This is a genomic window from Vibrio neonatus (genome assembly GCF_024346975.1).
GTDB lineage: Bacteria > Pseudomonadota > Gammaproteobacteria > Enterobacterales > Vibrionaceae > Vibrio > Vibrio neonatus.
This window is the reverse complement of the sequence record NZ_AP024886.1, coordinates 44,716-57,415: the sequence shown is the minus strand read 5'-3', so window position 1 is coordinate 57,415 and position 12,700 is coordinate 44,716. Positions and strand designations below refer to the sequence as shown.

The window sequence follows — 12,700 nt, the reverse complement described above, 5'->3', positions numbered from 1 at the left end:
GTGGCTCACCCTTTAATTGGGCGTAATGTGAAAAAGGTACTAAATAAGTCAGTGAGTAAAATTTTACCTGTCATTTTTTGCGCTTAATGGTTTAGCTTATTTGCAACATTTACTAAGCGGAAACCCCAATCCATTTATAGTGCTTCCTATGGAACAATGGCGCCTCAGTACTACAGATCTAAAACACTGTTGTCCAACAACAAGCTAGATCTTTACGCCAAAAAATACCCCATAAAACAAATATCTATCCCAAAAAAACGCCTCAATGAGTCTGGGATGACTATCATTAAGGCGTTTGAGTGCATTTGTAAGGTTAAAGCAACAGCAAAGCGTAATGTTTGGTACTTCTGCTTTCTTTTTTGCTATTAAAAATGACTAATTAATTAACTAAAAATCTACAGCTTAACCAGTAAATGCAGGTAGGAAACCGACCATAGACATAAAGTGGAATACCGCAGTTAACACACCAAAAGCAATTACGCCGTAAACCATCGCGTTGCCGCCAGGTGCTTTAAAGGTGTTTTCATCAGTATTTGTTTTACGTGCTTTGTACACTAGAAGTGCAGGGATGATACAAGTCCATACTGTTGCTGCTGCGCCTGCGTAACCGATAGCGATCACAAAACCGAATGGGAACAGTAAAGAAAGCACTAGTGGTGGTAGGAAAGTCACAGCCCAAGTTTTACTACGGCCTTGTTTGGTGTCATCAAATTTGCACAAGTCAGCAAGGTAATCAAATACGCCCAGACCTACACCAATGAACGATGACAAGATAGCCGCCATAGAGAAGGTGTTGATTGCACTTGCTACTCGCTCAGATTCAATGACCGAACCTAAAGCGCCAAGTAGTGCGTCAATGTTACCACCTTGCTCGATGATAGGTACAAAGTCAGCACGTGGCAGGTTGCCAAAAATGCTGAATAACCATAGGAAGTACAAAGCTAATGCGATACTTGTACCAAGTAGAATCGCTTTACTGGCTCTTTTCTCATCACCGTAATAAGAACGCATAGAACCTACAGAATGGTGGTAGCCAAAAGAGGTCAATGCTACTGGTAACATAGCTAATACATAAGGAGTGTAACTGGCGTTGCTGTTTGCTGAGTCAGATAAAATAGCGAAATCAACATTGACCGCTAAACCTGATACGCCAAATACAAAACTTAAAATCATAAAAGTAATGAGAACGACCGAAATACGGTCTACAGCGCGAGTAGAGTGCCAGACAAAAATGGAGAAAACTAAAACAAATAGTATAGAGGAGATCTGACTGCTTACGCCAAGCATATCTTGCAGGATCAAACCTGAAGAAGTGATGTAAGCGTATAGCAAGATGCCGCCTACAAAATAAACAGTTAAGTTGTTAAATAGGTTAACTTTTTCCCCAAGAATGTCTTTAGTTACTGTGTTAAAAGAAGCTTTTAGATCGTAGCTTTTGTACGCTTCAAGTAACATCCAACCAGAGATGGTCATAACTGCCATCGTTAGGGAAATAGCAACGATTGACCAGAAAGTCCATGCGCCAGCTCCCGCACTAGGAAGGCCTAACATTCCCGCGCCCACACAGACGCTAGCAATGATACATGCTCCTCCAATTAAGGAAGGACCTTTCTCCTTCGCTCCCTGTTTTTCCAAGGGCATATCAATACTTTGTGCCATAGATGATCCTTTGTTTCACGTTATTAGAATTTAATACCCAAACCTATTTTTATTTATGATGGTTTTTTGGGCCTGAAATATAAAAAGGCCCCAAAAATTGAGGCCTTAAATTTTGTTGCTTATGCTGTTTCTAGTACTTTTTCTTCAGCTTTAGGAGCTACTTTTACTGGCTCAACTTCTTTTAGTCGTGCAGTGAAGTGACGCAATACTTTAGGCTCATAAGTGAACTCAAGTCCTTTCACATTGGCTGCATTCTCTTTCACTTTTTGGAATGCTTCGATAACGAAGTCCATGTGTGTTTGCGTGTAAGTTGCGCGTGGGATAGTCAAACGCAGTAGCTCTGCTGGACATGGGTGCTGCTTACCTGTTGCAGGATCGCGGCCCAGTAGTAGAGAACCAATTTCAACCGCACGGATACCGGCCACTTTGTACAGTTCACAAGCCAGTGCGTGTGCTGGGAATTGACCAGCAGGGATATGCGGAAGAAGTTTGCCTGCATCAACGAATGCTGCGTGTCCACCTGCTTGCTGACAAACAATGCCAATTTTCTCTAGGCCATCAACCAAGTATTGAACCTGACCGATACGGTACGCTAGCCACTCTTGACGCATGCCGTCATATAGACCAACCGCTAGACGCTCCATTGCGCCACCTTCAAGACCGCCGTAAGTAGGGAAGCCTTCTTGAACCACACACAAAGTACGACATTCAGTGTACGAATCTAGCATTGAGTCATCTTTGAAACACAACAAGCCGCCCATTTGTACCATTGCGTCTTTCTTAGCAGACATTGCTAGGCCGTCAGCATACTTGTAGGTTTCGCGAGTGATTTCTTGGATAGTCCAATCTTGGTAGCCTTCTTCACGTTGCTGAATAAAGTAAGCATTTTCAGCGTAGCGAGCAGAATCCATGATGACTGGGATGTCATATTTTTGTGCCATTTCGTACACAGCTTTTAGGTTAGCAATAGAAACTGGCTGACCACCTGCAGAGTTACAAGTGATGGTGCTAACAATGTAAGGTACGTTGTTAGGGCCTGCTTCTAAAATAGCTTCTTCTAGTTTTACTAAGTCGAAGTTGCCTTTAAAGTCTGCGTTTACTGAAGTATCAAATGCTTCTTCTGTATATACGTTTTTCGCAACACAGCAGTTAACTTGAGTGTGGCCTTGAGTTGTATCGAAGAAGTAGTTAGAAAGTGCAACCATCTTATTACGGTCTAGGCCTTTCTCCATTTCACGCTTCTTAATAAGAACAGGAATATAAATCTGCTCTGCACCACGTCCTTGGTGAGTTGGAATCGTGTGCTCGTAACCGAAGATGTCTTTTACGGCATTTGCTAGAGCGTAGTAGCTGCGGCTACCACTGTAGGCTTCATCACCACGTAGCATAGCGGCTTGCATTTCTTGAGTAATAGCGCCGGTGCCACTGTCTGTTAGTAGGTCAACAAATACATCTTCACTGTCCAGTAGAAACGGGTTCATTCCTGATTTGATGATAGCTTGCTCACGATACTCAAGAGTTGTACGTTTCACAGGCTCGATTACACGGATGCGGAATGGTTCTGGTAGATGCTTAAAGTTTTCCATAATAGTACCTTTGGATTTTTGGGTGTATAGAACACCACTTATATAATATAGGATGTTATTTTTTAATTACGTGTATTTATTGAATCTATTTTATTAATCACGTAAATAGTCGAACTCACTCTATTATTTAATTAGAGTTAAGCTTTATTGGTGGAGCAATATTATTAATGTTATAGATCGATATTTATATAAATAACAGTTAACTATATTGAGCTTTAATATTGTCTATATAATTTAATGTTATACTTAATTGCTCTACGGCTAAGCTAAAAGACAATGATCACAGGATAGACCTAAACAAATTAATGAGTGGATCTATGTTGTGAGTTTATGCTTGATAGCAAGTAGTAAGAACTAAAATAGCGACCTATAACAAGAGGTTATGGGGTTATTCTGACGATAGGTGAAAAGACAACTGATGATCAATATTATACCAAGCTAACAGGGTTAGCTCTTTCTCAGATTGCGATTTGTAGTACATAGACATTTGATGTCTCCGTTTTATTCTGCAATGTATAATTTGATGGAAAGAATAATAGTGCATATGAATAATGAATGAAATAGCCGTTAATTATAATTGTGACGAATGAACAAATGAAGATCACAGATAGGTTGTATTTACTATTAAAATAGAGCTGAAGTGAGTACCTGGCGATATTTAATTTGATCACTGTCAAATTTATTCTTTAGTCCTCTATTTTGTTTTAAATTGCCTGAATGTGGTTATAAAGAATATGTAAGTGGTATTGGTTTAGTATTGAATACGCTGTTCATTATTATGAAGGGTAGTTTTATCCTTGGTGAATAGTTGCTATTCCTTTTATGTGGCTTGTTGCTGGATGAAGCTAATGCTTTTCAAAGGATGTGATTAGCCATTTATTCAGAATCTGGCTTATTCTTAGTACGCTGTTCATTTTTTCTGCGAAATATGGCGTGCAAACGATTTTAGCTATTGCACACGCAAACGTTTAGCTGTATTTTTTCGCCACTGAAATTTTTACTAACACTTTTATGGAAAAAGAGCTTGTCAGCGGCTTTTCCAGCAAACACAAAGGAAACAAAATGTCCGAGAATACATCAAATCAGTCCTCAAAAACGGGACTGAATGATAATGGCACAGCGGCTACTGGCGGCTGGCTTGATACATTCTTTTTGATTTCACAGCGCGGAAGTAACGTTCGCCGTGAAGTAGTAGCAGGTTTAACTACCTTCTTAGCTATGGTGTATTCCGTTATCGTTGTACCAAGCATGCTAGGCAACGCAGGTTTTGACCAAGGTTCTGTGTTTATCGCAACCTGTTTAGTGGCGGCTTTTGGTTCACTACTTATGGGCTTTTGGGCAAATCTTCCAATGGCGATTGGTTGTGCTATCTCATTGACGGCATTTACCGCTTATAGCTTAGTGCTAGGTCAGGGCGTATCTATTCCTGTGGCTTTAGGTGCGGTATTCCTAATGGGTGTGGTCTTTACGGCTATTACCGTAACGGGTGTACGTCAGTGGATTTTAACCAACTTACCCTCAGGTATCGCGCACGGTACGGGCATTGGTATTGGTTTATTCTTGCTACTTATCGCCGCAAGTGGTGTTGGTCTTGTGATCAAAAACCCAGTTGCTGGCTTGCCTGTGACTTTGGGTGAATTCACTTCACTACCTGTAATCATGTCAATGCTAGGTCTAGCGGCGATTTTTGGCCTAGAAAAACGTCAAGTTCCTGGCGGCATTCTATTGGTTATCGTGGCTATCTCGATCTTTGGTCTTATTTTTGACCCTGCTGTGCAATACCAAGGTTTCTTCGCTCTGCCTAGTATCGGCGGTGACAGCTCTTTGATTGGCTCTATGGATATCATGGGCGCACTTAACCCAATCGTACTACCAAGTGTACTGGCATTGGTAATGACAGCGATTTTTGATGCAACGGGTACAATCCGCGCAGTAGCAGGTCAAGCTAACCTTCTTGATAAGAAAGGCAACATCATCGATGGTGGCAAAGCACTGACTTCGGATTCTATCTCTAGCATCGTATCTGGTGCTGTAGGTGGCGCGCCAGCAGCGGTTTACATTGAATCAGCAGCAGGTACAGCAGCAGGTGGTAAAACAGGTCTAACTGCGGTAACGGTTGGCGTTCTGTTCCTTCTACTATTGTTTGTGGCGCCAATTAGCTACCTTGTTCCTTCTTACGCAACTGCACCTGCACTTATGTACGTAGGTCTGTTGATGCTAGGTAACGTTCGTAAACTGGACTTTGAAGATTCAGTTGATGCACTTTCAGGCCTAGTATGTGCGGTATTTATCGTACTCACAGGCAACATCGTAACGGGCATTATGCTTGGCTTCATGTGTCTAGTGGTTGGCCGTGTGTTCGCGGGTGAGTGGAAACGTCTAAACTTCGGTATCTTATTGATCACCATTATTTTGGTTGTGTTCTACGCTGGTGGTTGGGCTATCTAAGCCTAGCTACATAGCTACACAGCTTCATTAAAGTTATTCATACAATACCCAGCCAATTGGCTGGGTATTTTTTTATCTGCTATTCGGCTTATCCTAATCCTAGCTATTATTCTGTTGTGTCATCTTGATAGCGGCGTTTTACTTGTAGAACATCCGCTTACTGGCAAGTTACGTCTTGATTTTAAACCCTTTTCTTACGCGATACTTGAGCACTTAATTTTTGTGATGGGTGTAACAATATTTTACTTATCTACAAATGATATGTTATAACATCGCAACTTGTAGCAAGTAAACATTAGGAAAAACATGCAACCCCTTTTAAGTCGTCCTCGCCAAAGCATGAGCATTGCTGGTCTTTTGTCTGCTCAAATTCTTTCTCCTCAAGTCTTTGCCGAAGAAATTGCAGTGGATGAAACTCACGTGATCACTGCTACCTCTTACGAAAAAACATTATCTAGTGCACCTGCCAGTGTTTCGGTTATTACCAATGAACAGTTGCAGGCAATGCCTTACAACAACCTTTCTGATGCTTTGGTCAACACTGTTGGCGTTAATATTGCCGATATCGGTCTAGGTCAAAAAGGCATTGAGATCCGCGGCATGGATACATCGCAAACGCTGATTCTTATCAATGGTCGTCGTACTAGTCGTGCATCGGACTTAATTGGGCATGCCAATGTGGAACTGAAAAATATTCCAGTGTCGGACATTGAAAGAATTGAAGTCATCAAAGGCCCAATGTCGGCGCTGTATGGCTCTGATGCGCTAGGTGGCGTGGTTAACGTCATTACTAAGTCTGTGAGTAATGAATGGCGGTCGATCGTTTCGGCGCATGGTGGCACGACAACCTCTGATGGTGACAACCGATTCAATGGTGAAGTACAGACCTCTGGCGCACTGGTGCAAGATAAGCTGTATATGAAGCTATCGGCTGGTAGTTATTATCAAGGTCTGATTGAAAATCGTTATGATGCGACGGAAACGGATATTTCTGGTAACCGTAATCAGTACATTGATACTCAATTCAAAGGCATTATCAGTGACTCGCAAGAGCTTGATGTTAGCCTGCGCTATGGGCAGCAGCAAACTTGGTATGACTATGTGATCAGCAGTGGCACAGGCGTAGGAGAGCTTACTCGCAGTACTTCGAGCTACGACACACTCGATTATGCGGTTACCCACTCTGGTTATTGGGATAACTTTGACACTACAGTTAGCGTTTATGGCTCTAGCGTTGATCAAACTAATAGCAAGACAGTTGGAGATGCCAATACTTCCAACAAAGTGACAGAAAATATCATCGAAGGGCAAGGTCAATTTTACGTTGGGCAACATCAAATTACCCTTGGTGGTCAGTGGCGTCATGAAGATCTCAGCAGTGCCGATTTAAGCACCGGTGGCGATTCAATGAGTCAAGGGGCATTGTTTGCGCAAGGCGATTTTAAAATCACCGAAAGCGTGTCATTTTTAGCCGGAGCTCGCATCGATGAGCACTCTGAGTTTGGTGAAAATATTTCTCCGCGCGCGTACCTAGTTTACTCGCCAACAGAAAATTGGACGATAAAAGGTGGCTATGGTGAAGGCTATAAAGCGCCAACCATTAAGCAGTTATCTCCAGATTATCTTAGCATTGGCAGTGGTCGACCGTTCGATATTATTGGCAATGCCGATTTGCAACCTGAGAAAAACCAAAGCTACGAAATCTCCGTAGAATACCAAGCAGATCGCTGGTCTACGGGCGTGACCTTGTTCCAAAATGACGTTGAAAACTTGATTGTCACGCAATGTGTTGAAAACTGCCAAGGTCGCCCAACGGCGGGTTTCACTAAATACCAATACCTGAATGTCGAAGAGGCGGATATTAAAGGCCTAGAGTGGCAAGGCCATTTAGACATTACGCAATCGGTATTCATCGATCTCAACATGACCTTACTGGATGCCAAAGAAGCGCAAACCGGTGAGAAAATTGAAAACAAACCTGAAACTCAAGCGTATGTGGGTCTGAATTGGCAAGCGACAGACACCATCACCACTTTGGTGTCAGCAAGACATGTTGGCAAGCAAACCTATGAATCAAACACGCTCCCAAGCTACCAAGTGTATAACCTAGCGGCGAAATACCATCGTGGTGATTTCTTTGGCTCAGTCGGTATTAACAATCTGCTAGATACTTACCTGCAAGATGAGTCAGCACTATTTAGTTATGCGATTCAGCCAAGAGAAGTCTACTTTAGAGCGGAGTATCAGTTCTAATCATGATGACTCGACATCTTCTCATTCGCTTTATTAGCATTGCGTGCTTGTTAGTTTTTAGTGCAAGTAGTTTTGCCGCTAATCATGCTTTAACTAAGATCGTATTGCTGCATACCGATTTTGTCTCTAGTGACAAAATTAAGCACTTGTCTGAAATTGCCAAACAGAATCAGGTGGAGCTTGTGGCGACGCATACCTTGTCTGCAAAAGTATTATCGGATGCAGACTTAGTGATTGCGGATGCACCGCGAACGCCTGACAGAATGCGTTTACAGCAGTTAATCAGTGACCTGCCTAGTGCTATGCCATGGATGTTACTGGGCAGCCAAACTCAAAGTGCTTCGCCTACTCTTGATAAAGAACTAGTGGCAAAAGCCGCTGATTATTGGCAAAACGGCACGCAAAATAACTACGCTCACCTGTTTCAAATGCTACATCAATGGCAAGCTGGTAAAAGCATTACCGCTTTTCCGGCGGCTGAGAAGGTGCCATTAAGCGCTATCTATAATGAGGGCAACTTTGTCGATACTCTTTCCTCTCGCCTTGCGCGAGAGGAGACGGCGAACAAACCCATCATTGGCTTTGTGATCAGTCGTAGCGTCTTTACTAACCAAGAATTTGAATATTTAGACCGCCTAACGCGCTTGGCAAATAATGCCAATGTGATCCCGGTATTTTATTGGTTTGACGGGCGCAAACACGGTTTAGATTGGCCTTGGAATAAGAGCGACATTAAGCCAACTGCATTGGTGAATCTGACGCACCTGCACAATGGTAAAGCGCGCATTGAGGAGATGACGGCACTTGGCGTACCTGTTATTCAAACCCTGCACTACCGAAATGGCGGTGCGCTAGATTGGCAAGACAGTGACGAGGGCGTGGATGCAGGGATAGCCTCAGTGATGTTGTCGACAACAGAAGCGTGGGGGCTGAGCGATCCGCTGGTGGTTTCAGCCAGTAGTGATGGTAAAAAGCAAGTACTGATAGGTCAAATGAACTTGCTGTTTGACAAAGTGAAAGCTTTGTATCGATTGCAAACCCAGCCTAATGCGCAGAAAATCGTGGCACTGATGTATTGGAATGCACCTGCGGGCGCAGAAAATATTTCCGCTTCAAACTTGAATATCCCAAATAGTATTCACAATATTTCTGCTGCGTTAAAAGAGCAGGGCTATCAGGTTGATGAACTACCTGAGCAACAAACCATAGACGATGCTAAACAGCTATTGTCTGGTTACTATCAACCTGACACAACATTAGATCTTTTAGACAAAGGCTATGCTGTTAGCCTCAGCTTAAAGACCTATCAACAATGGTTCCGCTCACTAACACGCGCGCAACAGCAGTTCGTTGTGAAATGGTGGGGTGCGCCTGAAAATCACAGTGCATTGCGAATGGTTGATGGTGAGCAACGTTTTGTATTTCCTGCCAAACAATACGGACATTTGTGGGTGCTACCTCAGCCGCCGCGTGCAGGCACAGTAGGTCATGCCATTCACAACACCAAAGAGCCGCCGGATCATCTGTATCTAGCGGTGTACTTGTGGCTACAACAACAGCAACGCAGTCATCAACTTGATGCGCTAATTCATCTGGGCACACACGGCTCGCAAGAGTGGACGCCGGGTAAAGCTCGCGGGTTAGCGGAAAGTGATTTTCCGTACATGACCCTTGGTGCGATTCCGGTGATTTATCCTTACATCCAAGACAATATCGCTGAAGCCTTACAGGCTAAACGACGTGGACGTGCCACCATTATCAGCCACCAAACTCCATCGTTTGGCCCTGCGGGTTTGTATGGCGATTATGTAGCGCTCAATACCATGTTAGGTGATTACTTAGGCTCGCCAGATGGCGCGGTAAAAGACAAATTACAGCAACAAATCACCGCACAAATACTGGCGTTGGGTATTGCCGCCGATATGGGGTTAACGGACGAGCGTATTCATAGCCATTTTGATGAAGCTACTAGCGCATTAGAGTCACATTTTGCCCGACTAGCCGCCGAAGTAGTGCCATTGGGTTTGCACAGCTTTGGGATGCAAAAGCCAGCACAAGAAGTCATTTACACTTTGCTATTGCAACTGGGTGATGAGTTTGTGGAGCAGTTTGAACCGTCAGCTACGGCCTATTGGCAACAATTTGACGGCGATTTATCAAGGCTAGAATCCACCGCTCCTGCGCAGTGGATTGCTGGTGTTATTAAGCATAATGGGATTAACCATGATGCGATTGATAGTAATGCCCCGCAGAAGATGCAGGATTATGCAGATTTGGTGAAGAAGCGCTATCAAAGCCTTGCCAATAACGGCGAGCTAGAATCGCTGTTATCAGCATTAAGTGGTCACTATATTACTGCGGGTTCTGGTGGCGATCCTATTCGCAATCCAAGCTCGACCAGTGGTACAAACTTGTATGGATTTGATCCTGCTAAAGTGCCTAGTCCTGCCGCGTATGCCGCGTCTGAAAAAGAATTTCAAAAGCTGTTAGATGCGCATCAGGTGGAAAACGGCGAGAACCCGAAAAAGATCGCTTTCTCTTTGTGGGCAGGCGAAACCCAGCGCCATTTCGGCATGCTTGAAGCGCAAGTATTACGAGCGCTTGGCGTGAAACCTATTTGGGATCGAGGAGGCAACCTTAAACAGTTGCAAGTCATTCCTAGCGCTGAGCTTGATCGTGAGCGTATTGATGTGGTCATTCAAGCCACATCCGTCTACCGAGATCAGTTTGATGGATTTATGCAAAAACTGTCATCGGTAATTGCACAGATTGCTGAACTTGATGATAACAATGCCATTGCGCAAAACAGTCATTCTGTCGCGGATGAGTTACGGGCAAAAGGGTATAGCCAGTTGGATGCACTGCGTCTATCGGCGATCCGCATTTTTAGTAATGCGCCCGGTGATTACGGTTCGGGTGTTAATCATAAAGCAGTGCAGTCCCAAACATGGGACAACGACGATGAGCTTGGTCAGCAGTTTGTCACTCGTTTGCAATACGCGTATGGCGGCGGTTTATGGGGTGAGAAACAGCAAGACGTCAACCTATTTGCCTCACAACTTGCTAACGTGGACACCGCTATTATGACCCGTACCAGTCGCTTACACGGCGTATTATCAACGGACCATCCTTTTGAATATTTAGGGGGACTTTCTAGCGCTATTCGCAGTGTTTCAGGTCAGTCACCTTCTCTATATATCAGTGATTTACGCCAAGCCGAAGGTCGCACAGTTTCTGCAAGTCAATTCTTAGCCGAAGAGCTAAATTCGCGCTACATGAACCCTACTTGGCTTAAAGCGATGCAAAAAGAAGGCTATTCAGGTGCGATAAATATGCTCGATGTCACCAATAATATTTTTGGCTGGCAGGTAACCGCCCCAGAAACCATTCGGGACGATCAATGGGAGCGTTTAAGCGAAGTGCTGATTGATGACAAGTATCAGCTTGATCTTAATGAGTGGTTTGAACAAAACCAACCCGCCGCGCAAATGCAAATCATTGAAAGAATGTTAGAGGCGGCTCGTAAAGAGTATTGGCAAGCGTCTGACGAAAGGCTTCGTTCACTGATTGAGCGTCATGAAGCGCTCAAACCTATGGTGGAACATCACCAAGCACATGAGGTTACCCAAGAGTATATCAACGAGCTAGCCAAAGGCTTTGGCATCACAGGCAGTGCAAGCAATGCTACTCAACCGCCAATCGTATCTGGAAATGTAATGAATGAAGTTGAAAGCTTTGAATTACCTAGCTCAGAAGATATTGAATTGCTGCTGCTCATTCTATTCACTTTTGCTTGTGTCGCCTTTGGAGCGCTAAGCCAACATAGACAATTTAAAGAGTAAACTAATGAACCAAATCGAAACCCTTGTTTATCAATTTTCAACCCTATTTATGCAACCGATTATGGTGTTGATCTTACTGATTGTACTTTATTCTCTGTATAGCCTAGGCCGCTTTATGATGGAGTCGGTGCAAAGGCGTTCTAAGACGTTTAATTCCAGTTTAGCGCGCTACGCACAAAAAACGCAGAACTACTCTAGTGGACACCTTGAGCTGAGAGTCATTAAAGAGCTAGAACCGCTGCGCCTTATCAGTCGTTCAGGCCCAATGCTGGGTTTGGTAACTACCATGATCGCCATTGGCCCTGCATTAGTTGCTATGGGTGAGGGCAATATAGAGCGTGTTGCCGAGGAGATGATCGTCGCGTTTTCCGCTTCTATCCTTGCGTTGATTGCCGCCAGTATCACCTTTAGCGTGATGACTGTACGTCGCCGTTGGTTGTTGCAAGATATGGTTCGCATAGAGGTGAAATAAAATGAGATTTTTAGAAGCAGAAGAAGCGGACGATCCTATTTTATCCATCATCAATATGGTCGATCTGTTTGCGGTAGTGATGGCGTTTCTGATGATGTTAAACGTCACTGGCGCGCAGTTGCCCGACAACAGTATCTTGGTGGAAAATCCAGGAGAAAAAGACATGCGCATTACCGTTAAAGACGGAGAAACCCTTACTCGTTATGAAAGTAGCGATGAGATTGGAGAAGGCGCAGGCACAATTGCAGGACAAACCTACCGACTTGATGACGGGCGTTTAGTGTATGTCCCTAAATAGTTAATAGTTAATAGTTAATAGTTAATAGTTAATAGTTAATAGTTAATAGTTAATAGTTAATAGTGTTTGTAATTCCAATACCCAGTCCATTGACTGGGTATTTTTATGGGAGTAACCGTGATATAGAGATGCCGCTATTCAG

Annotated in this window: 7 protein-coding genes; 5 read left to right on the top strand and 2 right to left on the bottom strand. The window is 43.7% G+C overall.

Translation table 11 applies throughout. From position 1 onward, the window contains the following. Positions 1-402 precede the first annotated feature (402 nt). Together OCU38_RS13045 and tnaA are read right to left on the bottom strand one after the other, a co-directional pair. Positions 403-1,659 (bottom strand): aromatic amino acid transporter, encoded by a 1,257-nt coding sequence (locus OCU38_RS13045; RefSeq protein WP_261824679.1) that lies wholly within the window; start codon positions 1,657-1,659, stop codon positions 403-405. Positions 1,660-1,778: 119 nt separating this feature from the next. Further along, on the bottom strand, positions 1,779-3,245 hold the full coding sequence (tnaA, locus tag OCU38_RS13040; RefSeq protein WP_261824678.1) for a tryptophanase: 1,467 nt from the start codon (positions 3,243-3,245) through the stop codon (positions 1,779-1,781). 1,062 nt (positions 3,246-4,307) lie between these two features. Between tnaA and OCU38_RS13035 the strand changes: the two genes are divergently transcribed. From OCU38_RS13035 to OCU38_RS13015, 5 genes are all read left to right on the top strand, one after another. After that, on the top strand, positions 4,308-5,693 hold the full coding sequence (locus tag OCU38_RS13035) for an NCS2 family permease (protein WP_261824677.1): 1,386 nt from the start codon (positions 4,308-4,310) through the stop codon (positions 5,691-5,693). Positions 5,694-5,999: 306 nt separating this feature from the next. Further along, entirely contained in the window at positions 6,000-7,946 is a 1,947-nt protein-coding gene (locus OCU38_RS13030) for a TonB-dependent receptor plug domain-containing protein (protein ID WP_261824676.1), read from the top strand. Between the two features lie 2 nt (positions 7,947-7,948). Next, entirely contained in the window at positions 7,949-11,788 is a 3,840-nt protein-coding gene (gene cobN, locus OCU38_RS13025; RefSeq protein ID WP_261824675.1) for a cobaltochelatase subunit CobN, read from the top strand. 4 nt (positions 11,789-11,792) lie between these two features. Further along, positions 11,793-12,260 (top strand): MotA/TolQ/ExbB proton channel family protein, encoded by a 468-nt coding sequence (locus OCU38_RS13020; protein WP_261824674.1) that lies wholly within the window; start codon positions 11,793-11,795, stop codon positions 12,258-12,260. A 1-nt stretch (position 12,261) separates the two neighbouring features. Further along, on the top strand, positions 12,262-12,558 hold the full coding sequence (locus OCU38_RS13015) for a DUF2149 domain-containing protein (RefSeq protein WP_261824673.1): 297 nt from the start codon (positions 12,262-12,264) through the stop codon (positions 12,556-12,558). Positions 12,559-12,700: the final 142 nt, after the last annotated feature.